Annotated in this window: 26 protein-coding genes, 1 pseudogene and 1 other annotated feature; of the genes and pseudogenes, 15 read left to right on the plus strand and 12 right to left on the minus strand. The window is 64.6% G+C overall.

All coding sequences use genetic code 11. The annotated features are described in order from the left end of the window. Positions 1-435: 435 nt before the first annotated feature. Positions 436-2,157: an OLD family protein gene (locus DTO57_RS00275; RefSeq protein WP_114116244.1), complete on the plus strand. Its 1,722-nt coding sequence runs from the start codon at positions 436-438 to the stop codon at positions 2,155-2,157. Further along, a complete protein-coding gene (locus tag DTO57_RS00280; RefSeq protein WP_083311014.1) occupies positions 2,154-3,776 on the plus strand; it encodes a UvrD-helicase domain-containing protein in 1,623 nt (540 codons plus the stop codon). Before DTO57_RS00275 ends, DTO57_RS00280 begins: the two co-directional genes overlap by 4 nt. Positions 3,777-4,164: 388 nt before the next feature. On the opposite strand, the gene DTO57_RS00285 is transcribed toward DTO57_RS00280, so the two are convergent. The 4 genes from DTO57_RS00285 to DTO57_RS00295 form a co-directional block, all read right to left on the minus strand. Then, positions 4,165-4,926, minus strand: a complete 762-nt coding sequence (locus tag DTO57_RS00285; protein ID WP_229730357.1) for a tyrosine-type recombinase/integrase — start codon at positions 4,924-4,926, stop codon at positions 4,165-4,167. A 61-nt stretch (positions 4,927-4,987) separates the two neighbouring features. Next, positions 4,988-5,158 (minus strand): hypothetical protein, encoded by a 171-nt coding sequence (locus DTO57_RS14595; protein WP_229730356.1) that lies wholly within the window; start codon positions 5,156-5,158, stop codon positions 4,988-4,990. 185 nt (positions 5,159-5,343) lie between these two features. Continuing rightward, positions 5,344-6,612, minus strand: coding sequence for an MFS transporter (locus DTO57_RS00290; protein WP_114116245.1), 1,269 nt, complete (start codon positions 6,610-6,612; stop codon positions 5,344-5,346). Then, positions 6,609-8,264 carry an ABC-F family ATP-binding cassette domain-containing protein gene (locus DTO57_RS00295; protein ID WP_114116246.1) on the minus strand — a complete coding sequence of 552 codons (1,656 nt, stop codon included), beginning with the start codon at positions 8,262-8,264 and terminating at the stop codon, positions 6,609-6,611. The genes DTO57_RS00290 and DTO57_RS00295 overlap by 4 nt, the downstream gene beginning before the upstream one ends. 1,116 nt (positions 8,265-9,380) lie before the next feature. Between DTO57_RS00295 and DTO57_RS00305 the strand changes: the two genes are divergently transcribed. Both DTO57_RS00305 and DTO57_RS14255 read left to right on the plus strand, forming a co-directional pair. Next, a complete protein-coding gene (locus DTO57_RS00305; RefSeq protein ID WP_114116248.1) occupies positions 9,381-9,599 on the plus strand; it encodes a hypothetical protein in 219 nt (72 codons plus the stop codon). A gap of 20 nt (positions 9,600-9,619) precedes the next feature. Further along, on the plus strand, positions 9,620-10,129 hold the full coding sequence (locus DTO57_RS14255) for a hypothetical protein (RefSeq protein ID WP_162785600.1): 510 nt from the start codon (positions 9,620-9,622) through the stop codon (positions 10,127-10,129). 403 nt (positions 10,130-10,532) lie between these two features. Here DTO57_RS14255 and DTO57_RS00310 read toward each other — a convergent pair whose 3' ends face one another. Further along, positions 10,533-11,105 carry a TetR/AcrR family transcriptional regulator gene (locus DTO57_RS00310; RefSeq protein WP_114116249.1) on the minus strand — a complete coding sequence of 191 codons (573 nt, stop codon included), beginning with the start codon at positions 11,103-11,105 and terminating at the stop codon, positions 10,533-10,535. 72 nt (positions 11,106-11,177) lie between these two features. Between DTO57_RS00310 and DTO57_RS00315 the strand changes: the two genes are divergently transcribed. From DTO57_RS00315 to DTO57_RS00330, 4 genes are all read left to right on the plus strand, one after another. Further along, positions 11,178-11,753, plus strand: coding sequence for a dihydrofolate reductase family protein (locus tag DTO57_RS00315; RefSeq protein ID WP_114116250.1), 576 nt, complete (start codon positions 11,178-11,180; stop codon positions 11,751-11,753). A gap of 87 nt (positions 11,754-11,840) precedes the next feature. Further along, entirely contained in the window at positions 11,841-12,596 is a 756-nt protein-coding gene (locus tag DTO57_RS00320; RefSeq protein WP_114116251.1) for an ABC transporter ATP-binding protein, read from the plus strand. Further along, on the plus strand, positions 12,593-14,263 hold the full coding sequence (locus DTO57_RS00325; RefSeq protein ID WP_162785601.1) for a hypothetical protein: 1,671 nt from the start codon (positions 12,593-12,595) through the stop codon (positions 14,261-14,263). Before DTO57_RS00320 ends, DTO57_RS00325 begins: the two co-directional genes overlap by 4 nt. 94 nt (positions 14,264-14,357) lie before the next feature. Next, positions 14,358-14,678: a HigA family addiction module antitoxin gene (locus DTO57_RS00330; RefSeq protein WP_114116253.1), complete on the plus strand. Its 321-nt coding sequence runs from the start codon at positions 14,358-14,360 to the stop codon at positions 14,676-14,678. Positions 14,679-14,844: 166 nt separating this feature from the next. Here DTO57_RS00330 and DTO57_RS00335 read toward each other — a convergent pair whose 3' ends face one another. Further along, positions 14,845-15,771 (minus strand): EamA family transporter, encoded by a 927-nt coding sequence (locus tag DTO57_RS00335; RefSeq protein ID WP_114116254.1) that lies wholly within the window; start codon positions 15,769-15,771, stop codon positions 14,845-14,847. Positions 15,772-15,850: 79 nt separating this feature from the next. Here DTO57_RS00335 and DTO57_RS00340 point away from each other — a divergent pair, with 79 nt between their 5' ends. Continuing rightward, positions 15,851-16,741, plus strand: coding sequence for a LysR family transcriptional regulator (locus DTO57_RS00340; protein WP_114116255.1), 891 nt, complete (start codon positions 15,851-15,853; stop codon positions 16,739-16,741). A 43-nt stretch (positions 16,742-16,784) separates the two neighbouring features. Here the strand turns inward: DTO57_RS00340 and DTO57_RS00345 are convergent, their stop codons facing one another. Continuing rightward, positions 16,785-17,843, minus strand: a complete 1,059-nt coding sequence (locus DTO57_RS00345; RefSeq protein WP_114117225.1) for a bifunctional NAD(P)H-dependent oxidoreductase/GNAT family N-acetyltransferase — start codon at positions 17,841-17,843, stop codon at positions 16,785-16,787. A 30-nt stretch (positions 17,844-17,873) separates the two neighbouring features. On the opposite strand from DTO57_RS00345, the gene DTO57_RS00350 reads away from it, so the two are divergent. Further along, a complete protein-coding gene (locus tag DTO57_RS00350; protein WP_114116256.1) occupies positions 17,874-18,368 on the plus strand; it encodes a MarR family winged helix-turn-helix transcriptional regulator in 495 nt (164 codons plus the stop codon). On the opposite strand, the gene DTO57_RS00355 is transcribed toward DTO57_RS00350, so the two are convergent. Then, entirely contained in the window at positions 18,345-18,923 is a 579-nt protein-coding gene (locus tag DTO57_RS00355) for a TetR/AcrR family transcriptional regulator (protein WP_114116257.1), read from the minus strand. The genes DTO57_RS00350 and DTO57_RS00355 overlap by 24 nt on opposite strands. Positions 18,924-18,996: 73 nt before the next feature. On the opposite strand from DTO57_RS00355, the gene DTO57_RS00360 reads away from it, so the two are divergent. Further along, positions 18,997-19,404, plus strand: a complete 408-nt coding sequence (locus DTO57_RS00360; RefSeq protein WP_114116258.1) for a VOC family protein — start codon at positions 18,997-18,999, stop codon at positions 19,402-19,404. Between the two features lie 31 nt (positions 19,405-19,435). On the opposite strand, the gene DTO57_RS00365 is transcribed toward DTO57_RS00360, so the two are convergent. The 3 genes from DTO57_RS00365 to DTO57_RS00375 all read right to left on the minus strand — a co-directional run bounded on the left by DTO57_RS00365 (position 19,436) and on the right by DTO57_RS00375 (position 21,299). Next, on the minus strand, positions 19,436-20,230 hold the full coding sequence (locus DTO57_RS00365) for an ABC-2 transporter permease (RefSeq protein WP_114116259.1): 795 nt from the start codon (positions 20,228-20,230) through the stop codon (positions 19,436-19,438). Continuing rightward, entirely contained in the window at positions 20,227-20,877 is a 651-nt protein-coding gene (locus tag DTO57_RS00370) for an ABC transporter ATP-binding protein (RefSeq protein WP_244909097.1), read from the minus strand. The genes DTO57_RS00365 and DTO57_RS00370 overlap by 4 nt, the downstream gene beginning before the upstream one ends. A gap of 62 nt (positions 20,878-20,939) precedes the next feature. Beyond that, positions 20,940-21,299: a hypothetical protein gene (locus DTO57_RS00375; protein WP_114116261.1), complete on the minus strand. Its 360-nt coding sequence runs from the start codon at positions 21,297-21,299 to the stop codon at positions 20,940-20,942. Positions 21,300-21,371: 72 nt separating this feature from the next. Here DTO57_RS00375 and DTO57_RS00380 point away from each other — a divergent pair, with 72 nt between their 5' ends. Beyond that, the gene (locus DTO57_RS00380) at positions 21,372-21,899 is read left to right on the plus strand and encodes a helix-turn-helix domain-containing protein (RefSeq protein ID WP_114116262.1); all 528 of its coding nucleotides are present in this window, start codon (positions 21,372-21,374) and stop codon (positions 21,897-21,899) included. 37 nt (positions 21,900-21,936) lie between these two features. Then, positions 21,937-22,602 (plus strand): SGNH/GDSL hydrolase family protein, encoded by a 666-nt coding sequence (locus DTO57_RS00385; RefSeq protein ID WP_114116263.1) that lies wholly within the window; start codon positions 21,937-21,939, stop codon positions 22,600-22,602. A gap of 71 nt (positions 22,603-22,673) precedes the next feature. On the opposite strand, the pseudogene DTO57_RS14600 reads toward DTO57_RS00385, so the two are convergent. Beyond that, positions 22,674-23,717: pseudogene (locus DTO57_RS14600) on the minus strand (IS3 family transposase). Next, positions 23,329-23,445: a sequence feature (AL1L pseudoknot), on the minus strand. It overlaps the preceding pseudogene by 117 nt. 132 nt (positions 23,718-23,849) lie before the next feature. Here DTO57_RS14600 and DTO57_RS00400 point away from each other — a divergent pair. Both DTO57_RS00400 and DTO57_RS00405 read left to right on the plus strand, forming a co-directional pair. After that, positions 23,850-24,674 carry an alpha/beta fold hydrolase gene (locus DTO57_RS00400; RefSeq protein WP_114116266.1) on the plus strand — a complete coding sequence of 275 codons (825 nt, stop codon included), beginning with the start codon at positions 23,850-23,852 and terminating at the stop codon, positions 24,672-24,674. Positions 24,675-24,679: 5 nt separating this feature from the next. Next, positions 24,680-25,429, plus strand: a complete 750-nt coding sequence (locus DTO57_RS00405) for an alpha/beta fold hydrolase (RefSeq protein WP_229730355.1) — start codon at positions 24,680-24,682, stop codon at positions 25,427-25,429. The last annotated feature ends 17 nt before the right edge of the window (positions 25,430-25,446 follow it).

Genomic DNA, 25,446 nt, shown 5'->3' on the forward strand with positions numbered 1-25,446 from the left:
CGCGCGGTTTCGCGATCGGGCTGAGACACGTCGAGGCGCATCAACCGGAGCTCCGCTGATGCGCGAACGCACGAACTGGTTGCCATAGGCGCCCGTGACGCCGTGACAGTTCTCGACGCGGGCAGGCGCCCAGGCACGGGACCACGGTCATGCAAATCATTCAGCATGCCGGCGACGCCGCGTGGGTCGCCTGAACTGCGGAACCAGACGGAACGAGGCCGAGCTGCCGCTTCGGACGCTTGTACGGAACCTGTCGTCGCGTGTCTCACGGGACGGCCATGGTGCGTCGCCGCCTGGTACTGACCACAGTCCGTGGGACGATAGGCATGGGAGCCGCCGGTTCCGAGCGGGAGAAGGTCCGTTGATTCACGCTCATCGTCCCGTTGCGAGCCGAGCGCTCAGCTTGCATCGGGGGGGGTATGCAAGGAGTAGCCAATGAGGGTCGCGCGCATCCGTATCGGACGCTTCCGGGGTTATCGCCATGCAGCGCTCGTGGTGCCAGAGAACATGGTGCTTGCAGGTGAGCCGCAGGCGGGCCGCACTGACATCGTCGAGGCCCTGCGCCGGGTTCTCGACGCCCGCAGTACTCGGTCCCGCGTGAATCCTCTCGACGTCTACCGACCTGCTGACGGCGATGAAGAGTCCTTGACGGAGGTAGAGGTGACTCTCCTCGACCTCGGGGAGGACGTAGAAACTCTTCTCAGCGAGAATCTGGAAACGTTCGACCGGGCAACCGGGGAGATCGCCACGCCAAGCAACGCGGGCGACGCGGTTCTGGGCGTACGTCTGTGCTATCGCGCACGATATGACCTCGATACGGACACCGGTGAGCACTGGGTGGATTACCCGGCGCGAAGTGATCCCGCTGCCGGTGTGTTCAAGAAGGCGAGCCGGATCGAGCGTGAGTCTCTGCCTGTCCAGTTCGTTGACAGTGCGCCGGCTCTCCAGCTGCGGGCAGAGGGAGTCCTGAGAGCACTCCTTGCTGATGCCGATCCTGGTGGCCTGGACAGCGCCCTCACCGATCTGGATTCGGCCGTCCATGCTGCAACCGGGTCGTTCTCTGAGACGGAGGTGGTCACTAGCGTTCTGGATAAGGTAATTGATTCCGGACCGCAGGCTCTCTTCGGTATCGATGACTCCGCCGACATCAGTTTTCTGGCGGATGACGGTTCTATGGCTGCCCTCCTCAGAGCGCTTCAACCAGCGATCTCGATGGGTGCGGCCGGGGCCCTTCCCGTCCGTTCCCAGGGGTCGACTCTCGAGAGTGTGCTCTCGGCCGCTGAAGCCATCGCAGCCGCGCGAGATGCACAATCAGGCGTCGTCATCATCGGCGATGACTTTGGAGATCGCCTTGACGCATCTTCATCTGAACACATGGCGCGGCTCATCCACGTAACGGCAGGGCAAGCGATCCTCACAACGCGCCGTCCTGAGGTAGTACGAGCATTCGATCCCGGTGAGCTGGTTCGGCTCACGGTCAGCCACGGCGAGAGACGACAGCACCAGCTCTCTGCAGTCACGGACAAGACGGGCCGAGTCAACCGGAGGCTCATCCTGGAGCAGCTTCTCGCAGCGCTGAGCGCGAGAACCGTTGTCCTCCTGGAGGGGCCGCTCGATGTCGAGGGGTACGGCGCGCTCGCGTCGCGGCTCTTCCGGAAGACGAACGAACCGCACCACAGCCTCCCCGCTAACGGCATCCGCCTGGTCGCCCCGCCAGGGTCAGACGGAGGAGTTACCCGGCTCCCAGCCATTGCCGAGATCGCCCTTGAACTCGGATTCCACGTCCGAGCGATCGTCGACAATGACAAGCCAGGACACGAAGATCCAGCAGTCGGAGTCCTTGCAGGAATGGTCGAACAACTCGTCGTGCTTCCCACTCGCACCGCCGTGGAGGCCGCGCTCATCCGCGGCGTACCTGGAGATCAGCTCCGAGAGACGGTCGAGACCCTGGAAGACTTCGGCATGCCTGCCCTGCCACCCGATCTCGGCGACGACGACATCGCGGACCACCTCATCGCGACGAAAGTGATCAAGAAGCAGGGGCTAGGGGCAGCCTGGGCTCACGCACTGACACGACAGCCGCCGATCGCGCGGTCCGCGATCGAAGCAGTCTGCGGCGATACGCTCGGACGCATCGACATCCCTGATCTGCCATGACATTCGCCCCGCAGAACCCGGAGCAGCAGCGAGTCGTAGCGACGCAGGCCGAACTCACTGTCGTGCTCGGCGGAGCGGGTGTCGGAAAGACGACCAGCGCGCTCGCCGCAGCTCACGCCCATCTTGAACGAGTAGCAGAAAGCGAACCCCACGATCGGGTCCTGTTCCTCTCGTTCTCTCGTTCCTCGGTGGCGCGCATCGCCTCCCGCGCAAATGAGATTCTCGGCCGCCGAGGCTCCCAGGTGGACATCATGACGTTCCACTCGCTCGCGTTCTCCGTGGTCCGGAGATTCGGGAATCTGGTCGGACACGGCGACGCCGTCCTCGTCAGCCCCGCTCGCGAGAAGCTCGGGCTGGCCCAGCACGAGATCGGATACAGCAGGCTCATCCCGCTCACACTTGAAATCGCTCAGGCCGCACCTGCTGTCGCAGAACACCTTCGCACCCGATGGGGCCTCGTAATCGTCGACGAGTTTCAGGACACCGGCGATGCGCAGCAAGACCTCCTTCAGCTGATTGCCCGCGACAGCAGGTTGATACTGCTCGGCGACCCGAACCAGTGCATCTACACGTTCCTCGCCGAAGACGGCGTCAGAGTGGAGCGCATCGATGAAGCCTGCTCGGCCGCTGGGACAGAGAACACCATCCTGCTGCCAGAAACCTCCTTCCGAGACCCCTCCGGGATCATCCCGGCCGTCGCCAACGCCATCAGGGGACGCCTGTTCGGCTCAGAGGCCATCGCGGCCGCCATCCAGGACGAAAGACTGGTCATCCAAGACGGAATACCACTCTCCGACGAGACCAGTCAGGTCGCACGGGTCGTTAGCGAGTTGGCCGCGGAAGATATGGGCGTGGCAGTATTCACGCACCATAACGACATGCTCGCGGCTCTCTCGGATGCACTTGAAGCCGCCGGGATCGAACATGAAGTTGCTGGTCTCAGTGACGCGCTCGCCGCCGCTCTCGACGCCCAGACAGCGATGGCGCGATTCCACACCGGCGATGGCACCTGGGGAATTGTTCTCGAAGCGATAGCCGTGTTCCTGACGAGCGCGCAACGTGGGCAGAAGGCGCCCCCCATCGCGTACCAGGTGATGAACGGTTCAGGCCCCACGACCCTGCAAGCTCGCCTGAGCGCTCTTCGAGAGCGTCTCTCCGAGGCGGGGTCCATTCGGGAGGTAATCGAGGTAGCGGCGACGGCACACGACGCGCTCGGACTACCGCAGAAGTCGGGCGCCTGGCAGCAAGCAGCCACCCTGCTCTCGGTGATGTACGCGCGAGCGGCACGCACGAGCAGCGCCCGCGATGACCGTCAGATGGTTGCAGCGATCTGTGCGGAAGCTCGTGAGGCGAGTTACGCGGCGCTCACGGACTCGGCGCTGAGCCCGCGAGAGGTTCAACTAATGAACCTCTACCAGACGAAGGGACGCGAGGCCGACGCAACCGTCGTGGTGTTGCGGGAGGGAGACTTCATGGGCTACGAATCGGAACCGTTCCCCACAACAAGTCGGCTCCTCTACGTGGTCTTTTCCAGAGCCAGACACAAGATCGTCGTGCTGCTCGTGGGCAACAGGTTCCACGCCGCCGTAGCGCCTCTCGCGGCTCTGGCCGCGAACTGAGCTTGCCTACGAGGGGGACCAGAAGGGGACCAGAATCATGCAATCCATGCATCCCGTGACGTGTTCTGCATGATCTGACGCCCGGAATCACGCGGAATCCGGGCAGACCGGAGCCGTCTGGACGCCTGGGGGTCAGGGGGTCGCAGGTTCAAATCCTGTCAGCCCGACGTAAAAGCCCAGGTGAGAGTAGGTTTCTCGCCTGGGCTTCTTCATGTCCGGGGGTCGTTTTCCGTGGTCCCCCTCTGGTCCCCCCCCGGCGCTCTCGTTGGTGGTCGACTGTGGACGAACGGACCGCCCTGGACCTGCTTCCTGTGGATAAGGGGACCAGAAGGGGACCAAAAGGGGACCAGAACGCTTCCGGGAGCACTCCCGCGGGGGTGGGAGCGCATCACAGGCCCCTGGTCGCGGGGCTGCTGCGCCGGGTGTGCTTGCGTTGTCCGGCGGCGGAGAGGAAGGCGTTGGCCTGCTCAGCGGCGGAGGCGAGGTGGCGGTCGTCGGGGTGCAGGTAGCCGCGGGTGGTCTCCATCGACGCGTGCCCGAGGATGTCTTGGAGGACGTGCAGCGGGATGCCAGCGTCGGCCATCCAGGTCGCCCCGGTGTGACGTAGCCCGTGCCGGGTGAGGTCGGGCAGGCCGAGCTTCGCGACGATGCCGTCCCAGTTGGTGGCGTCGCGGACGGTCGCGGTGGTGAGGTAGCCGCCCTTCGGGCCGACCAGTAGCGAGTCCTCGGGCTCCTTGCCGTCGGTGAGGCGTTCCAGCACGGGCCGGAGAGGTTCGAGGATCGGCACGCGGCGTTCTTTGCGGCTCTTGGTCGGCTTGGTGACCAGTCCGCCCTTGCCGGGGAACACCTGCCGGCGGATCACCACGAGGTTCTTGTCGAAGTCGACGTCCCCGACCTGCAACCCGGAGACCTCCGAGGATCGGGCCGCGAGCAGCGCGGCGAGCATCACGAAGTCGCTGTAGGACTGATGGACCTTCCCACACGCCCTGGTGAGCCGGTTGAGGGTCTTCATGTCGGGGATCGCGTGCGCCCGCGGGGAGGCGTGTTCGGCGGACTGGCCGCGGAAGGCGTTGCGGTTCAGGCTCCGCTTGGCACGGTTCTTCGCGGGGTTGATCTGGATCAGTCCGTCCCGCACGGCTTCATCGAGCACCCGGACGAGCGGGGCGATAGTGTTCTTGATGGTCGAGGCACCGTGGCGCTGTTCCCACTCATCAATGGTGCGGATCGATGATCCCCGCGGTGATCTGGGTGACCGGCAGATGCCCGAGCGCGGGCAGCACCCGCAGCTTCAGCCCGTACCCGTAGGTCTCACCGGTGGAGGTCGGGTCCAGGCCACGCGCCCACCGGTCGCCGATGGAGGTGACGAACTCCAGCAGCGTCATGGACACTTCCATGCCCTTGGTCGAGGAGCCGCGGACCCAGAGCGGACGATGACAACCTTGATGCAGTCATACGCCACCGGACCGATCGGACGATGCTCGGTCCGGGTCAAGGCCGTGATGGGTGAGCGCAGGCCTTGTTCGTCTGCCTCGAATCCCAACATGTTCTTGACCCGGACAGTCGCGTCTCAGCGTTCGTCCAGTGAGCGTTCCATCTCGCTTTCGCGCATCCGCCCCGCCAGCAGAGCGATCAGCGCAAGGGCGGGTGGCGCGATGCCGGCAATGACGAAGATCACGGGGATGGGCACGAGCAGTGAGAGCGGGCCTGCGATGGCGATCGAGACCGGCATGAAGGCGATCGAGACGAAGAAGTCGAGGCTCGCGACTCGGCCGATCATGTCGAGCGGCACCAGACGTTGCAGCAGGGTTCCCCAGATGACGACACCGGCTCCGGTCGCCGCGCCGACGATGAACAGTGCTGAGAGCATCAGAATCAGGTTGTCGGCGACACCGATGACCGCAAGGGGGAGGGTTCCGCCGCCCCAGCAAGCGATCATGAATGTGAGGTAGCGGCGCGGGAGTTTCAGCGATGACACAACGAGTGAGCCGATCGCCCCGCCGATGCCGAATGCGGCAAGGAGGAAACCGAACGTCGATTCGGCGTCCTCGAACCTGTCGCGGGTGATGAACGGCAGCAGCACTTCGATCGGTCCCTGGATGATGAGGGCGAGAGAGGAGCCGAAGATCAGAGTCCAGAGCAACCAGCGAGTGCGAGCCACATAGTTGACGCCTGCTCGAAGGTCGCCCCACACACTCGTGCGCTGCTCCGGAGAAGTGACCGTGGTCAGTTCGTCGCGTCGACTGAGGAACAGAGTGAGGATGAACGCGATCGCGTACGACGCTGCGACGATCATGGCCCCGATGGCGGGAAAGAACGTGCCGACGACGATTCCGCCGAGGGCGGGACCGAGGCCTTGCCCCATCGAGGGTCGGAGAGCGCCTTCGAGCCCGTTCGCGGCGAGGAGCTGCTCAGACTGAAGCACCTGGGGCAGATACGCGCTGTAGGCGGGGTAGAAGAACGCGCTTCCTGCGCCCATCGCGAAGGAAGCGGCGCCGACGTGCCACAGTTCGATCGTCTCGGTGAGGGACAGGACTGCCACCACGGTCATCACAGCCGCGGTGCATCCCTGCACGGTGATGATGATGCGTCGTTTGGAGAACCGATCGGCGACAACGCCACCCAGGATCGAGAAGGCGAACAGGCCCAAGCTCATCCCTGTTGCGACCGCTGAGAGCGCGAGCGGGCTGTCATCGAGCGCGAGGACTTGGAAGACCATCACGATGGTCCACATCCCGGTGCCGAAGACCTCGATGCCGACTGCGGCGAACAGGAGCCGATAATCCCGCGAACCCAGTGGCCGCAGGGCACGTATCCGGTTGAGGTTCTTCTCGCTCATACCAGCGCCTCGCCTTCGACCATCGAAGTCAGTTCGAGGCTCGGCCATTCGTCAACGTCACGGAGCAGCTGCCGGTCGTGCGTTGACAGGACGACCGCCGCTGCGGTCGCTCCGAGCGCGTCGGTGAGTTCGTCAACGAGCGCGATTGAAAGGTGGTTGGTGGGTTCGTCCAGGAGCAGCACATGCGGGCGCATCGCGAGCACGAGTGCCAGATCGAGCCGGCGCTGTTGCCCCATCGAGAGCTCGCCCACTCGTTTGCCCGCCTCGCGCGGGCGCAGGAGACCAAGCTGGGAGAGGCCGATCGCATCCGATTCCTGCAAGGTACCTTCGGACACGAGCGCGCCGACGTGCGTGGCGTACACCTCGCTCGCTCTCCGATCGGGCGGCAGGGTCGTCTCCTGATGGAGAAAGCCGAGGCGCGTGCTCCGAGGCATCCGAACCGCTCCGGTGTCCGGCGATAGCTCACTACCGACCACGCTCAGCAGTGTGGACTTGCCAGCACCGTTCGGGCCGGTCACAACGAGACGGCCGCGGTGGGAGAGTGAGAACGACACTGGCTGGCTCAGCCGCCCGGCGACGCTGACGTGATCGACGCTGAGGAGAACCGCGCCGGTTCTTGTGGGGAGTTCGGGGAACCGGAAGAGCTGAGGCGGTTCCGGCACGGTGACGGCGTGGGCTTCGAGTGCTTCCTGGCGTCGGTGCACGTTCTGCACAAGCCCGCCGGCCCGGGTGGCGCGCCCATGCTTGTTGGTGCCCTTCTCTGGTCTCCACCCCGAGACGAGTCGGTTCTGCGCGGCGCTGAGACTGTCCTGTAGCCGAGCATGCTCGGCCTGCTGGTGGTCATAGTCCTGTTCCCAGCGTTCCCGCTCGGCCAGACGTCCCTCCCGGTAGCCGGCATAGCCGTTCCCGTACACGCGCGGCCGATCGTCCGGCGTCGGGTCCAGGTCGACGATGGTCTCCGCGATGTCGGACAGCAGCGCGCGATCGTGGCTGACGACGACAACACCCCCGCTCCGCGCTCGGAGCTGCGCGGTCAGGAACTCGAGCCCGCTTCGGTCGAGGTGGTTGGTGGGCTCATCAAGCAGGACGAAGTCGTGATCGGCGCCCAGGAGGCACGCCAGCCGTACCCGATAACGCTGTCCCACCGAGAGGTCTGCGAGAAGCCTGGTCGAGTCCGTCTCCGCGTCGAGTGCTTCGAGCGCGATCTGCACGCGCCGTTCGGCATCCCACGCATCGAGCGCTTCGGCATGTTCCAACGCGGCCGTGTACTGCTCCTCCGCCCGGTCCGTGTTGTCCGCGAGAGCGAGAGCGGCCGCGTCGAGCGCCGCCAACGCGGCCAGTGGTTCGGCGATCGCCTCTGCGACCGCTTGCCCAACAGTTCGACTGTCAGCGGCGGTCATCTCTTGCTCGGCCACAGCGATCGTGCCAATGCGCTGGACTGTTCCGCTGTCCGGGACCAGGACGCCAGCGAGTACCTGCAGGAGGGTCGATTTCCCTCGCCCGTTCTCTCCCACGATCGCGACACGCGATGAGGAAGTGAGGGTGAGGTCGACATGATGGAGGACGGGTGTGGCTCCGCGCATCAAAGACACGTCGGAAGTGATGAGTTGCGCGCGATGGCGCGCCGGATGACGGTTCGTCGGGGTAAGCATTGAAGTCCTTCGAGACGACGCACCACCAGCCACGGACAGGCAGATAGGTACGCAAATGACGGCGACCCAGAAGGGTCAGAACGAGCGGCCGCCGCAGTCTCGGATTTCTCAACGAGCGCGGTAGGCCTGCTCAACCGTCACAGGAAGTACAAATGCATGGACTCGATTCTACCGCATGACACCGCCGGCTGGCGACTCTGCCTCGCTGCCGACCTCCTCCGCGACACCGGCGCGACGGTCGCCCATCAAGTCGACTCCTCCAACGCGTTCGTCCTCAGTACCGCCTTCGCCCGACAGTTCGGTCACCGGGCTCCGAACACCGACGCCTCCACAAGCGGTATCGATTTTGAGAACGTCAGCGAGAGCGACCTGCGAAGCATCAACCTGCTCGGTGCGATGCTCTATCACGGGGTCAACACCGAGGCAGGCGTGGTGATGCGGATGAGTTCAGTTCCGAGAACGGCAGCTAACTCGCTCGGGGCGGAGTTCGCACAGGGCCACGAACCAGGATCCCTTCGTCCGTCAGAGGCGCGTGAGTTCCTTTCGCAACTGTCTGACGCTGATTGGGGTCGGCACGTTCCGCGCGGGTCAGACCTCGCCGGTTCTGACCTGAGGGACCTGTGGCAAGTGCACTCAGGCAGCACCGCTGATCCCGGCGCTCGGTCTGCGGTTCGCACCGCGGAGCAACCTCGTTCAGGATCTTCGTGATTGATGAGGGGGACCAGAAGGGGACCAGAACCGTGCAAACCATGCATCTCGTGACGTGCTCCGCATGATCTGACGCCCGGAATCACGCGGAATCCGGTCCGGCCGAAGCCGTCTGGACGCCTGGGGGTCAAGGGGTCGCAGGTTCAAATCCTGTCAGCCCGACCAAAAACCCCGGAAAATCAACGATTTTCCGGGGTTTCGTTGTTTCTGCGGGGTGGCAAATCGGCCAATGTCACCGCTAGTATCACCGCTGGAAACCGGGAAACCCTGCGTGCCGGTGTCGGCCGCAGGGTTCTGATGACGCGAGTCTAGCGCGGACTGATCTGCTGTCGGACCCGTCTCGTATCGTGAGTGGATCCCGTCAGGCCCCGGCTCCGGCAGGGGTTTCCTACCTCGCGAGGACTCGTCATGATCGCACGCGCCACCATCGTCCACCACGTGTACGCCGACCGGGGCGATCTGCTGCCGCTGTGCGGCGTCGTTCCTGGTCCGGGGGATCCCGGCCTGGAGGAGGCCCACCTCTGGCACACCGGTCACGATCCGATGATGCTGCGTGTGCACCACCACATCGGCGGCGACTGCTGCATGACGTGCCTGGAGTACGCGACCGGTGAAGCCCGTCTGTGAGTGCTGACAAGATCGGAAGCATGCAGATCGAGATTGACGCTCCGCGGCCTCGGGTTCTCGCGATCGGACTGACCGACGCCGAAGTCGAGTTGCTTCGTCCTGTCGTGGGGAGCATCACGACGACAGAACGCATGTATGACGTGCACTTCGAAGAACACGACGTGCTGATCCACGTGAACGCCGATTTCTCTGACGCTGCCGGACTTCTCTCCCGTCGAATTGCGTTCGCTGCTCCGGTGGAGACGAAGCAACCGCGATTTGCGGTTGCTTCAGGCTCGGGGTCGTCGAACCACACGCCGCCGACGAGGGCGCGCACACAGTTCAATCCTTCGCACTCATTTGAGCTGACCGAGTTCGCGAATCAATCCGGTCTTGTCTCGCTCGTCCGTCGAAGCTGCTGGCCAGCCGAGAAAGCCACGTACACGGGCTTCCCGGGCGCGGTCCACCCGAAGCGAACCGTCTATCCACTGTTGCGTGAGCGGCTCTCGAACCCGCCCGCCGATAGGGGGTCAGAATTCAACCGACGTTGACAGAAGTCGGCTCATCGTCGGGGACCTCGATGTCTATCCCCAGCTACCCCGCACCACCGGCGCGCCCACAGTCAACTCTGAAGAGCCCAAATAGTCCTACGTGTGGGCACGTGGTGGAGTTCCGGTTCAACGTCTGAGTCGACCGGTGCTGAGGAACCGCAGCGCCGGTCGCTGAGCTCATCGGGCATGGGGTAGAACCTCGTAGGCCTGCAGTGATGAGCACTATTGCCCGTAGTACGGGATGAGGTCCCTCTCACGAGTAGCTCCTCGCGTCCGTCAGGGAACACATCGACAAGCTGGGCCGACGTTATGAGCAATCCTGAGACTCGGAGCTGAACGGATATTTCTGAGGGTGCGGACGAAGGGCTCGGAATCGCGCCGGGTCGGGGAAACAGTCAGGTACTCATTCGTCGGGGAGCAGTCCGGTTACAAGATCATCGATTACGTCATCGCTCGAGATGTCCGGGGCGATCGGGGTGGTCAGCAGGTCGAAGAGCAGGCCGTCGATCGCGTAGTGAAAGAGCGCGATCTCCCTGCGTCCGCCGGGCAGCCCCATCGACTGGTTGAACGCGATATCCGCTTCGAAGTTCGCGCGAAGCCACGGCGTGAGGACGGCGGAGAGGTCGGGTCGCCGTGCGGAGTCGAGTCGTAGTTCGAACAGGGCGCGAGCGATGTCGGGTTCGGCGGTCAGGCGTCGCACGATGTCGCGCATGTAGTCGGCAAACACAGCTCGCCCGCGTGGTTGTTCGGCGCGCTTGGCCAGATCATCCGGCGTGGGGGCGAGGCGAGTTCCGATTCTCTCGAACAGGCCCGCGAGGAGCGCTTCCCTGCTCCGGAAGTAGTTCGTCGTCGTCCCGGTGGGGACGCCCGCTTCCTGGTCGATGGCGCGGTGGGTCAATCCGCGGGCTCCTTCGCGTGCGAGTACGGCGATGCCTGCATCCGCGAGCGCGCTTCGGCGTGCATCGTTCTTGGCCATGAGGCGAGACTAGCGCAACCACTGCAGATGATGTAGTCTCACAACCACTGCAGATGCTGTGATTGGAGAACGATGCGAGAACTGACCTATTACGTCGCCGTCAGCCTGGACGGATACATCGCCGGACCCGGCGGTGAGTTCGACACCTTTCTTGCTGCCGGCGATCACGTGGAGCCGATCTGGTCCCGCTATCGCGGCACGGCTCCGACGCAACTGGCCGAGGCGGCCGGTCTTTCCGTCGCCGATGGGCCGTTCGACACGGTCCTCATGGGGAAAAACACTTACGCCATCGGGCTCCCGCACTTGCCGAACCCGTATCAGCACCTGCGGCAGATCGTCTTCACGAGCACGCCGTCACAGCGACCGGAAGGAAGTGACGCCGTCGAGTTCACGACGGCCGATCCGACAGCGGCCGCGCGTGCACTCAAACAGGAGGACGGGCTGGGCATCTGGTTGTGCGGCGGCGGCGCACTCGCTGCATCGCTCATCGAGGAGATCGATCGGCTGGTGCTGAAGATCAACCCTGTTGTGCTCGGCGCGGGCATCCCTCTGTTCGGGTCTGCCGGTTACTCGCCGATGGCATGGAAACCAACCCGCACGCAGGCGTTCGAGTCGGGCGTGATCCTCGCCGAGCACGTGCGCGCCTGAACCGAGCGCGGCATGCGGCGTACGAAGCAACGTCGCGCTTGCTGAGGCCGTTCCCGTTGCCCTGACCTCATTGGAGGAACAAGAAGTATGAGTGCGATGCCCTCGCCAGCAGTGCGTTTGTCCGGCTTGAGCATTCGTTTCGGCGATCGCGTTGCCGTCGATGAGGTCGACCTGTGCGTGCCGGAAGGCATGTTCTTTGGCCTTGTGGGGCCGAACGGTGCGGGGAAGTCGACGCTCCTGTCGATGATCGCCGGCATCCTCGACCCCGACGCCGGGAGCGTGGAGATCGCCGGATTCGATATCCGCCGGAGTCGAGAGCAGGCACTGGAGGTCATGGGGCTCATGCTGGAAGGATTCTCCCTTCCCGAACGGCTCACCGGCAGCGAACTCCTGGAATACACCGCCCGGTTGCGCGGCATCGGGAGCGAGGCGCGCGAACGTGCTGTGGACCTTCTCGAGATCCTTGAGCTCGACAGGTCGCCTTCGACCTTGATCGTCGACTACTCGACGGGCATGCGCAAGAAGATCGGACTGGCGGTCGCCATGATGCATCGGCCTCGCGTGCTGGTGCTGGATGAGCCGTTCGAAGCCATCGATCCGGTGTCCGCCCTGGCAATGGAAACGCTGCTCGGCCAGTACGTCGACGGTGGAGGGACAGTGTTGCTGTCCAGCCACATCATGGACGTGATCGAGCGCAGCTGCGAGCGGGTCGCCGTGATGAACGACGGGCATGTCCTCGCTGAGGGCACGATCGACGAGGTGTCTGCCGAAGGCACTCTCGCCGAGACGTTCATACGCCTCGTCGGTGCTCCTCCGCATCGCGACATCGGGTGGCTGCGATGAGACACCGTATCGACTTCATCTCATTGCGCTGGCGGGTCATCCGCCGCGGCCCGAACGACGAGCGGGTCTTCGGCCTGATCGCCGGACTCATCGCTGCCGCCGGCGTCATCGCCGTGGCGGCTCTCACTCGCGCTGGAGATCTCGATCCAGGCTGGCTCGCCGTTGCCATCTCAGTCTTCGGAGTGACATGGCTGCTCGGCCCGGTCCTGTTGCCGGGCGTTGCTCCGATCCTGGACCCGCAGTGGTTCCGCACGCTCCCGCGACCGCCGGTGCGTATCGCCAGGGAGATGTCGGCCAGCGAGGCGATGAGCGTGGGAACCGTGATCACCACATCTGCCCTGCTCAGCTTCATCGTAGTCGCCGCGCCACACGGGCCCGGCGTCATCGCTGTCGCCCTCCTGGCGGTAGGAGCACAGGTGCTTCTCCTGGTGTGGCTAGGGCGGTGCGCATCCGCCTTGGTGGCCCGTTTGCTCCGCTCGGCCTGGGGCGTCAGGACAGCGATCTTCCAGATGTCCGCGGTGCTGGCGCTCTCCTTCGCCGGGTGGGTTCCCTTGTTCGCGGTGGTCCTGCCGAACCTTGGTGACGGAGATGTCACGATGCACACCCCACCGACCGAGGCCGTCGTGCCCGAATCTCTCGTGACGACCCTGCTCACCCTTCCTACCGGGTGGGGTCTCGTCGCGGTGAACGCAGCGATGTCAGGAGCGGCACCGGCAGCGATCGCTGCACCGCTCGTCGGCACCCTGTCCTGTGCGCTGCTGCTACGCAGAGCATGGATCGAACTCACCGCACGCACGTTGCGCCAACCGCCTCGGACCGCGCGCTCGGGCATTTCCGTGCGTGAGCGTCGTCGCGTCCGTGTCGCGTGGCCGGAGAGCGCAACCGGGGCCGTCGTTGCGCGCGAGGTCAAGACCTGGTTCCGCGACCCGCATCGTCGCCTCGGCCTCGGGCATGCATGGCTCACGCCCGTTCTCATGGTGGTCCTGGTGGCTCCCAGCGGTTGGGCGTGGTCCCTCCCGTTCATCGGTGTCGTAGCGGCGGCAATCGCTGCGATGGCCGCCGTGAACACGTACGCCCTCGACGGCACGGCACTATGGCAGATCCTCACCACGCCCGGTGCCCTGCGCGCCGACATTATCGGACGACAGGTCACCTGGATGCTGCTCTTCGGCCTACCAGCAATAGTCGGCACGATTGCCCTCAGCATCGCCAGCAGGTCCCAGTTCGGTCCGCTCGCGGTCGGTATGACTCTCGCCGCGACCGGTGCCGGGTGCGCGACCGCACCACTGCTCAGCGCGCTGATACCGGCCATCGGAGCAGACGCGAGAAACCGAGTTGCGTCCTCGGACAACGCCGGCAATCCCGCCGGAGCACAATGGACGATCTTCACCGCTGTAGCCATCGCGGCAACCATCCCGCTCATCCCCGCCGGTCTCACCCTTACCGCACCATCCTCGGCCGCACACCTGGCCTTCGGCGCGATCGTCGGCTCGCTCACGCTCCTGCTCGCGCTACCTCTCACGCGTGCCCATGTCGAACGAAGAGGCCCAGCGCTGCTCGCCGCAATGGCCGCCGGAGACCCTACGCGTCACAGCGCAGGACAACGGCGTGCCCCTCAGTTCGACGCTGGCGCGATTCTGCGCAGCAAGGACAGCGATCGCATCTGACATGAGCAGTACGTCAAGCGGTCGATCGCACGGTGCAGCGAGCGACTCTGCGCAAGCTTGAGCCGATCCATGCGGCGAAGGACGTCGAGGGCGGATGTCGAACTCGCCGCCGGCCACTGAAGCCGACCTGATCGAGCCGATCCATCCGGGAGAGATCCTGATGGACGACTTCAGCAAAGTGTTCGAGATCACGCAGAATAGGCTGGCAGTGTCGATCGGAGTGCCGCCGCTGCGGATCAACGAAATCGTGCACGGTAGAAAGGGTCTCACGACTGACAGCGCGATCCGACTCGCGCGGCACTTCGGCATGTCCGAGGAGCTGGGGATGAACCTGCAGTCGAACGACGAGCTGCGCCTTGAGCGGCGAGCCCTGAGCGACCAGATCGCCGCGATCAGGCCCCTGGATGTCGCGTGAGCACTGTCCCTGAATCGAACGAAGGCGACGCAGCGCCGACAGCTCGTACGCGTCGCTCAACGCTTGACGATGCAGCAGCGCTCGTGGAATCGCAGGTCGAGGTGTGAAGCGCCCTGAGTTGGTTGGAGGCTCCTGACGATGCCGATCGCGCCGAATGCAGCGGCTCTCATGATCGGATGCGGTCTTTCATTCTCGGTGGCGGGAGTTGACCGGCGACCATCGCGATGAGTGCGGCGGCGAAGCCGAGAAGTTGGAGTGGGGTCAGGGCTTCACCTGCGATCGCGGTGCCGAGCACCGCCGCCATGAGCGGAGAGAGCAGGCCGAGCAGGGCGGTTGCCGTTACAGGCAGACGCCGGATGCCGGCGAACCAGATGGTGTAGGTCAGCAGCGCACCGATCAGCCCAAGCCAGGCGTACCCCAGCACGGCCTTGCCGTCGATACCGGGCGGAATGCCGTCGATGAGCAGAGCCGGCAGCAGCAGGACAAGACCGGCCGCGGTGAGTTGCCACCCGGCCAGACCGACTGCGGATACCCCTTCGGGGCGCCCCCACTTCTTCGTCAGCACCACGCCAGTGCCCATCGACACGGCACCGCCCAAGCCGGCGAGGATACCAAGAGGCGACATCGCAGCGTTCGGGCCGAGGACGACGAGCGCAACGCCGATCATGCCGAGCATGCCCCACGTGACTCGCCAGAGCGAGAGCTTCTCGTGCAGGATCGCCACGGCGAGGAACGCGATAACGATGGGCTGTGCCGCACCCAGCGTGGCTGCTACTCCGCCTGGCAGCTGCTGGGCTGCGAGGAAGAGCAGCGGGAAGAATGCGGCCATGTTCAAGGTGGCGAGCGCGAGGCTCTTCCACCACCACGAACCGTGCGGCAACTGCCTCGCGATCAGGAGCGCGATCAGACCTGCGGGAAGCGAGCGCATCATCGCGGCGAAAAGAGGATGCCCCTCGGGCAGCAGGTGCGTTGTCACGATGTAGGTGGTGCCCCAGGCCATCGGGGTCAGCGCAGTCAGTATCGTCCAGCCCGCTCGGCGCGTGGATCCTGCCTGCGGGCTTGGAGGCGTGCGCGGTGGGGTCGTGATGCTCATGGTTACATCGTCGGGGCCGACGTTCTGATGAGTCCAGGACATTGTTGTCATGACAGTGATGAACAGGAATCATTGAAGTGTGGAGTTTCAGCAGATGCGGTATGTGGTCGCGGTGGCCGAGGAGCGCAGTTTCACTCGCGCTGCGGACCGGTGTCTCGTGGTGCAGTCCGCTCTGAGCCACCAGATCAAGGCGCTCGAACGCGAACTCGGGGTGAGGCTGTTCGCGCGCACCAGCCGTAGGGTTGAGATCACCGCCGCCGGAGAGGCATTCCTGGCGCGAGCACGAGAGAGTCTCGATGCGGCTGAACGGGCGGTCTCCGAGGCGGCGGAGGCGGACGGTCAGATTCGAGGCAGTCTCACCATCGGTGTGATTCCGACGGTGACCGCCATCGATATACCCGCTGCGCTCGGGCACTTCCATCGCACCCACCCTGCGGTGCGGATCAAGCTCCGAGGCGGCGGTAGCGATGAGTTCGTCACCGCGATCAGCGAGGGCCGTATGGACGTGGCAGTGCTCGGGCTGCCCGACAGCGCACCCCCGAAAGGCGTGAACGCGCGCGTGCTCGCCCGGGAACGACTCGTCGCTGTCGTGTCCGCTGAACACCCACTGGCGCGGCGTCGCAGGTTGCGATTGGAAGACTTGGCCGATGAAGCGTTCGTGGACTTTCCCGAAGGAACACCCGGACGGCTTCCCTCCGACCTCGCGTTCCAGGCCGCCGGCATCCATCGCGAGGTCGCCTTCGAAGCGATGAGCGCCGACCTCATCCTCGACCTGGTCAGGCAGGGCCTCGTGATCGCCCTGCTGTCACCCGCCGTGATCTCACCCAGCAGTATGGGTCTTCGAACGATCCCGGTCACCGATGGCCCCACCCGTATCGAATACCTCGCGTGGAGCAGCTTCAACCCCACCCCCGCGGCAAGAGCATTCCTCGAAAGCCTGCCGATTCCTCAATCGGGCGACGACAAGTAGGTGCACGGGTAGGGGACCGGATGTCAGTCCGTCGGGCCTCACTTCAAGAACGCTTGACGAGTTCGACTGTTCCTTCGGGGTTCTCGGCGTGCTGGACGAATCCTTCGCTCGTGTACAGATGGATGTTCTTCGTGCTCCGCGATCCGGTGCTGAGTTGTATCCGGTCGCAGGAGCTGGCGAGAGCATCCGTCGCGTGCCGGAGGAGCCAGCGCCCGATTCCCCGCCCGTAGAGATCGGGAACGACGGCGAGTCTGCCGATGTGCCCTGTTCGCGATGCGCGTCGAGCGCGAACCATTCCGATGAGACGACCGTGGAGCCAGAGTCCGACGCTCTCCCAGTCGGTGAGCCAGGCCTGCACGTCTTCGAGGGTCTCGGTGAACGGAGCGAGGCCCAGCGTTTCGTTGCTCAACGCCTCGTCGACCCAGCAGCATCGCTGCAGAACCAGTACGTGCGGGGCGTCGTCGGGAGTCAACGGGCATGCGTAGCTACCGGGCAACGGCCCGACTTCGATACCGGGTCGTGCAGCCTCCCGCATGGGCTTGAGCGTGTGAGCTAGTCTGACCAGCTCCTCCAGCAAGCCGTTCGCCGACGCGGTCAGCTGTGCACTCGGACGCACTCCGGTCGAATCGATCGTGTCTTTCAGACGCAGGGCGACGGTCGAGCCGAGGGGGACGAGACGAAGCGTCGTTATCACCTGCTTCGCGTGCTGCACGGATCGGGTGCCTGCCGACGTGTTGCCGTAGCTCACGAACCCCATGGGCTTCCAAGCCCATTCGCGGCTCAGGTAGTCGAGGGCGTTCTTGAGCGTTGCGGGCATGCCGTAGTTGTATTCAGGCGTGACCGCGATGAAGCCATCGGCCTCGTCGACGATCTTGCTCCACGCTTTGGTGTGCGGGTTTCGATAGGCGCCGATTGCCGGATGCTCCTCCTCGTCCAAGAACGGGAGATCGAGATCGCGCAACGACACATGCTGAAGCTCGACATCGAGTGCGTCGGCGCGGGGGGTGAGGGTTTGCAGGAGCCAGTCTGCAACCGCCGGGCCTATCGCTCCGGGCCGGGTGCTGCACGTGAGGATCACGACTCTAGGGGGCTTCGTTGACATGTAAACGAGCATAGATCGTAGAATGATTACATGTCAACGAAAAGGATGGGGTCGGCGGCGCCTTGGTTGAGCGAGGATGAGGAAGTCGCCTGGCGCGCGTTCCGTCGCATGATGATCGCCGTGCAGGCCGGTGTGGTGCACGACCTCGCGGCATCGGGCCTCTCGGAGCCCGACTACGAAGTGCTCAGCACTCTGGTCGAAGCGCCGGAGATGACGAGCGCACTGCATGCCCAGGCGCAGAAGATGGGGTGGTCGCGGAGCAGGCTCTCGCGTCATGCCAGCAGGATGGAAGCGCGAGAGCTCATTCGCCGTGATCCCGACCCGGCAGATGGCCGCGGCTGTCTGCTCGTGCTCGCCCCCCTCGGGCTCGACGCCCTTCGCGGGGCGACTGCCGTGCACCTGGAGTCCGTGCGCCGTCGCTTCGCCGATCGGCTCGACGCGCGCGACCTCCTCGACATCGTGCGAATCTCTGGAAAGCTCGCCCACGCCCCAGAGTCGGGTCTACGACACGGAGGCCGTGAGTAGTCTGTCGAGAACCCTGTGGGACTGCCGGCGAGCCAGGTCGGTGTCATCGTGTTGGGCCGTCCAGAGGGCTGCCTCGTTCATCGCGCCGGAGAGCTGCGCGGTCGATGCATCGAGGATCTCTTCTGCAACTCCTGCCTCGCGTAGTGCCTCTCGCAGATGCGTCGCCGAATTCTCCGCGTCGAGTCGGCGCCATTCCTGCCAGCCGGTCACCGCAGGTGCATCGATGAGCAGGATGCGCATGGCGGCCCCGTTCGTGATCGCATCGAGGAACGCATGCGACCCGGCCCTGAGCTGTTCGAGAGGCTGCGGGTCTGCATTCTCCGCTGCCGCGACGACAGCTCGTGCGACGTCGGCTTGGAGGCGGGAGACGACCTCGCCGAACAGTGCGACCTTGTTCCGATAGTGGTGGTAGACCGCTCCTCGCGTGACCCCGGCGTCCCGGGCGACGTCGTCGATGGAGACTTCACTGAAGCCTCGTGCCGAGAAGAGCTCCTTCGCCGAATCGAGGATGCGTTGGGCTGTCTGAGCGGCGTGGGCCGCGGAGGCGCGGGGCATGGTCCTCTTCCTTTACGTACAGCGTGTATGTATGCTGGCTTCGTTACATTCATATCGTACGTAAAGGAGTGCAATGTCCGTCACCAGCCTCTATCCCGTGCTCATGTCTCGCGATGTCGACGCCGCGGCGTTCTTCTACCGCGACGTCATCGGTTTCGAGACGACCTTTGAATCGGACTGGTATGTCAGCTTGCGCTTAGGCGCGTTCGAGCTGGCAGTCTTGGCTCACGATCACTCCACGGTGCCGGACGGATACCGTGAGCTTCCCCGAGGAGTGATCGTCAACCTCGAAGTCACCGACGTCGATGCCTTCCACAAGCAGCTGGCCGGCAGAACAGGGGTGAACGTGGTGCTGCCGCTTCGCGACGAGGACTTCGGCCAGCGGCACTTCATCGTTGCTGCCCCCGACGGTGTCCTGCTCGACATCATCCAGCCCGTGGCCCCCAGTGAGGACTACGCGAGCGCGTATGCGCAACCATAGCGGCTCCCGTTCGGTGAGACCCTGGGTCCGGTCACCTCAGGTCTCGCCGAAGGGGAACGAAGACGGCGAGAATCGCCGCGATGGCCGCGTATGCCACGAGGGTTGCAGCGCCGACCACAGGTGAGACCATCGTCGCGGGCGTCAGCGCTGTCTGGCTCGCGATCGCGCCGGTGAGGAAGTCGAAACTCGTCAGCGATGCCGTTGCGCCGCCCGGCAGGAACGGGTATATCGCATTGACTCCGGGAATCATCATCAGGAGGTACTCGACGAACAGGAAGTAGCCGAGAACGACGCCGATTGCGACGAAGGGTGAACGGGCCAACGCGCCGATCCCTACGCCGAGCAGCATGTAGGCGGCAGCGGCGAGGCTGAGCTGTATGAGTGCCGGTACCAGATCCGCCACATCGACGCCCAGTGGTACACCGCGCATCCACGCTGCGACGATCAGGGTGAGCAGGGCCGACAGGGATGCGATCGTTCCGTAGGCGATGCCCAGCACCGTGTAAACGGCGAGCTTGGCTGTGAGCACTCGACCCCGTCGAGGAACGACGAGGAACGTCGTGCCGATTGTGCGGTGTCGATACTCGCTTGTGATCGCGATGGTTCCGATCAGTGCGGGGACGAACAGGAGCACGGTTCCGATGCCGAGCACGAATCCCACGCCTTCGGGGGTGTCGATGTCCGGCATGGGAGGCTGGGCGTTCTGCGGTCCGGTGAGTGCAAGGAGAAGCGTCAATCCGCCACCGCACGCGAGCGCAACCAGTGCCGACCACAGTGCTGTTCCGGTGGCGCGCAGTCGCGCGACTTCGCCGTGGACGGCATTCATGAGAGAGGTCCTTTCTGCGTGAGGCGCAGGAAGGCTTCCTCGAGGGGAGCATCTTGCGCCACGAGTCGTTCGAGCGCGCCCGTCCAGACGGTGCGGCCCTGGTCGATGAGGATGACGTCGTCGATCGTGTGCTCGATCTCATGAAGCACATGGCTGGAGAGCAGTACGGCGCCGCCAGCATCGGCGAACTCGCGCAGGAATGTGCGGAGCCAGGCGATTCCGCTCGGGTCGAGACCGTTCGACGGCTCATCGAGCACGAGGATGTCCGGGTCGCCGAGCATCGCGGTGGCCAGCGCGAGGCGCTGGCGCATCCCCGTGGAGAAGGTGCCGATCCGACGATCGGCGTACGACTGCGCCCCCACGAGGGATAACACGGTGTCAACCCGTGACCGGTCCATTCCTCCGAGTGCCGCGTACGTGTGAAGGTGAGCGCGTGCCGTCACGCGCGGATGCGCCGAAGCGATGTCCAGGACTGCGCCCACGGTCTTTGCGGGCGCAGGCAGGCGGGCATAGGGCGCGCCAGCGATGTGCGCCTCGCCGCTGTCTGAGCGGATCAGGCCGAGTAGCGCGCGCATCAGCGTCGACTTCCCTGCCCCGTTGGGCCCGAGGAACCCGACGACGCGCCCGTACTCGACTGTCAAGGTCACATCTTCGAGCGCAACGACTGCCCCGAACCGTTTCGAGAGCGCCTCTACCTCGATCGCAGCGTTCAAGAGCGCACGTCTGATCGAAGGTCTGCCGCGATCGACTCTGCAGAATCGGTGCTCAGGAGGATCTCGTCGAACCCGACGGCGGCCCGGTCGACGGCGATCCGCAGCAGCGGGAGCCCGCGCTTCATCGAGACCAGGCGCCGCACTCCCGAAGGGTGCCTGAACGTGCCCAGTTTGCGGTAGCCAGAGATGACGAGACCGGACTTCATCCCGAGGATCTCGGAAGTCCATCCCTGCTCGCTCGCGACACCACGGATCGCCGACCTCGGAATCGACAGCTTCGGCAAGCCCGTCATCGTCGACTCCCAACCGGGAAACTGCACGTGCACTCCCGCTCGGTCGCATGTGATGTTCGTCATCGTGCTCTCCTCGATCGCTAGAATGGAATCGTACTGAGAACATTATCATCGTGATAACAGTGAGGAGTCAAGGTGCCGGACAATACTGCTCTGGCAGAGGTCGTGCTGCACCCGGTGCGGTTACGGATCATCCAGCAGCTGGGTGGTCGCAATCGCACGACGGCACAGTTGCGCGAGGCGCTCCCGGATATCCCGCAGGCCACGCTCTACCGACATGTGGCCGCCCTCCTCGATGCCAGAGTTGTCGCCGTGGTCGACGAGCGCAGATCTCGAGGCGCAATCGAGCGAACCTTGGCGCTGGGGGACCGGATGGCCTCCATCGACCACGCCGAGCTTTCTGCGATGAGCAGCGCGCAGCTGAGCACTGCCTTCCTGACTTTCCTGGGAGACGTCACGGGTGACTTCGATCGCTTCCTCAGCGCGGATTCTCGCGAAGCCCGTGAGCTGGTCGGATTCGCCCGAACTCCCTTGTACGTGAACACGGAGGATCTCGCCACGATCCAAGCAGGTCTCGCTGAGCTACTGACCCCTTACCTGACGGAACGGCAGGACGGTCAGCAACGCGTCAACCTCGCCACGATCCTCTTACCAGACCCGTGAACGCATAAAGGAACGACGGCAACGCAAAGGAGCCAGGATGCCAACGACAAAGCACATCCTTGTGTACTCAGACTCGCTGACCTGGGGCATAGTCCCGACAACTCGGCAGCGACTTCCTTTCGAAGAGCGCTGGCCCGGCGTCCTGCACGCCGCGCTCAACACGGGAAGGGACGGTCGCATCCGGTTGACGGAGGACTGTCTCAACGGGCGTCGCACCGCCTTCGACGACCCGTACAAGCCTGGGCGGAACGCCCTCAGCGGCATCCAACAGGTCATAGAAGCGCAATCCCCGCTCGACCTCGTGATCCTGCTACTCGGTACGAATGACTTCCAATCCGTGCACCAGCACAAACCCTGGCACTCCGCGATGGGCATCTCAGCGCTCGTCCACGCGATTAGGACAGCGCCGATCGAGCCCGGGATGCCTACCCCGCCGATTCTCGTTATCGCGCCCCCGCAGCTGGACAACCCTCGAGGACCGATCGGCCCGAAGTTCGCGGGCGGGGATATAGCCGCTCGGGGTCTCGCGCGGGCGATTCGACAGGTCAGCGAAGACGCCGGCTGCCTCTTCTTCGACTCGAACACGATCATCACCAGCAGCAAGCATGACGGCGTGCATCTCGACGCCGACCAGCACCACGCCCTGGGTGTCGCACTCGCGCCCGTCGTCGCGGACCTGATGGCAGACCGCGATGGTGGCTGAGGCTCCACGGTCCAGCAACGAGGGTCTTCCGGCCCCTTCTGGGACGGTCTGAATCGGCCTGACTTTCGTTTCTATCGGGAGCCTTGTCCGGCAGGTGCCGGTTGGGCTGATTCGAGGTCAGCGTAGTACGCCTGCTCGACCTCGATCGGGGTGCGCATGTCGAGCTCGCCGTGGAGGCCGGAGTTGTTCCACCACCAGACGTACTCGAGCGTCGCGAGTTCGACCTGCTCGACGGTCCGCTAGGGCCCTTGCTGGCGGATCAGCTCGGTCTTGTAGAGGTTGTTGATCGCTTCCACCAGGGCGTTATCAAATGAGTCGCCGACGGTTCCCGTCGATGGGACGGCACCGAGTTCAACGACGCGGTCGGTGTAGACCATCGCCATGTAGTTCGACCCGTGATCCGAGTGATGCGTCAGACCGGTGAGATCGCCGCCGGCGTCCCACGCGGCCATGTCCAGGGGTTGTAGCGGCAGGATCTCGGCCTTCAGGGTCGCTGCGACGTTCCAGCCGACGATCCGCCTGGAGTAGACGTCGGTGACGAACGCGACGTAGGCGAACCCTGACCACGTCGCAACATAGGTCACGTCAGACACCCAGAGCCGGCGCGGGGCGTCGGCGGTGAACCGTCGGTTGACGAGATCAGTCGGCAGCGACTGCGTCCGATCGGTCTTCGTCGTGAACATCCGCTTCGACTTCTTCACTCCAACCGCGGGAGGTGAGGAACCCCTGGACCGCCGGGCGCAGGACCCGGCAGATGAGCTCGACCCCGAAACGATCCCGATGTTCATTGATGAACCGGATCATCTCAGTCAGGGGCGGTCGAGCTCCTTCGCGAAAAACACGCTCGCAGCCTTGAGGATCTCGTTCGCCTTCCGCAGCTCCGAGACCTCCTTCTGCAGCCGCTTGATCTCCGCAGCGGCCTCGGTCGTGACCCCGGGCTTCACCCCGGCGTCGACCTCGGCCCGGCGCTGCCACAACCGCAGCGTCTCTGGGCTCATCCCGAGCAGCCCGGCGACATGCCTGACCGCGCTCATCATCGTCGGGAGGGACGGCCGCGTCTCCGCGAGCATCCGCAACGCACGCTCACGCATCTCCGGCGAATACTTCCTGTTCATCGTGTTCCATCCTTGTTTGAAGAACGGAGCAAAAGTCAGGCCGATTCATGTCGGGGTGCAGCAGTGATGGCACCGGTGGCAATGCCGGGTCGACTCACCGCGCAGCATGCGAAAGATCGGTAGCGTCGAGACATGGTGACACTCGACCACGTGCTGCAGCGCCCGACCGCGAATATCGCGTACCGCGATTCCGGTCTGGGTTCGCCGACGGTCGTTTTCATCCATGGTGCGGGTCTCCATCACACCATGTTCGACGACCAAGCCGACGCGCTCGCGGCCGCTGGCGCCCGCGTCGTGCAGTGGGATCTTCGCGCGCACGGGCAGTCGACACTCGCCCCGGGCACGCGATTCAGGGCCGAGGATGCACTCGACGACCTTGCGGCGTTGCTGGATGAAACGCAGGCATCCGATCCCGTTCTCGTCGGCCACTCGCTCGGTGGCAACATCGCGCAAGCATTTGCTCGGATGCATTCGAACCGCGTGAGCGGCGTCGTGATCGTTGACTCCGCGTGGAACACCGGACCGCTTTCGGCCGCTTCACAATTCTTGCTCGGGCTTGCGGCACCCGCGCTCGCACTCATTCCGGCGCGTAACTTGCCTGGTCTCATGGCGAAGGCATCGGCCGTGACCCCGGCGGCGATTGAGCGAGCAACAGAGACTTTTGGCCGAATGCCCAAGAAGACATTCCTCGACGTATGGCGCGCGACTTCATCGTTCATCGCACCCGACCCTGCGTATCGCTCGCCCATCCCGATCGGGCTCATGCGCGGCAGCGACGATCAGACGGGCAATATCTCGCAGGCAATGGGCACCTGGGCTGCGACTGAGGGTGTCGCAGAGCACGTCGTTGCGGATGCCGGGCATATTGTCACGTGGGACGCACCCGCCCAAAGCACGGCGACCCTCTTCGAGATTCTCGGTCAGTGGCATCCGCAACTCGTGAGCGGCGAGGAGTGACGCACGTGTTTGTTACGGAGTACAACCCAGAGCGACCGCGCACCGTTGTTCTGCTGCACGGTGGTGGTGTCGCAGGCTGGATGTGGGAGCCTTTACGGACCGAACTTGGCGACGAGTACCACCTCATCGTGCCGGATTTACCGGGCCATGACCATAGTGCAGATGAAGACTACGTCTCGCATGAGCAAACACTCAAGCAGCTGCGCGCGATGCTCGCGGAGCGAGCCGCCGGCCCCGTTCCTGTCGTGGGTTTCTCGCTCGGGGCACAGCTCGCCCTCGCGTTCGCGAGTGAAAGCCCAGAGCTCGTGAGCGGGGTCGTCTCGATCAGCGCTCTCGCGATTCCATCGCGGGCTCCCGGCCTCACGCGAGTACTGCTCTCATCGACCGCGGGGCTTGCGAAGAGCAAACGGTTTGCAAATGCGCAAGCGAGAGCGCTCGGTGTGCCACCCACGCTCGTGCCCGACTATCTTCGAACCTCCGAGTCGATCTCGAAGACGACCTTGCTCACCGTTGTCGCAGCAAACGGCGCATTCGCGCCTCCATCTGGGTGGGCGAGTTTCACCGGTGCCGCCATTGTGCTCGCTGGCGGTCGAGAGCCGCGCCCGGTTCAGCGATCCGCACAGCGGCTGCACGCCGCCAACCCACGGAGCACCCTCGAGCTCGACCCAGACGCGGGCCACACGCTCCCCTTCAGCAACCCCGCTCTCGTTGCCCGCAGCATCCGCGCAGTGACGATCGGACCGGACAAGGCTTAGCGCCCGAGGACCCCGCA

This window comes from Microbacterium sorbitolivorans (genome assembly GCF_003327285.1).
Classification (GTDB): domain Bacteria; phylum Actinomycetota; class Actinomycetes; order Actinomycetales; family Microbacteriaceae; genus Microbacterium; species Microbacterium sorbitolivorans.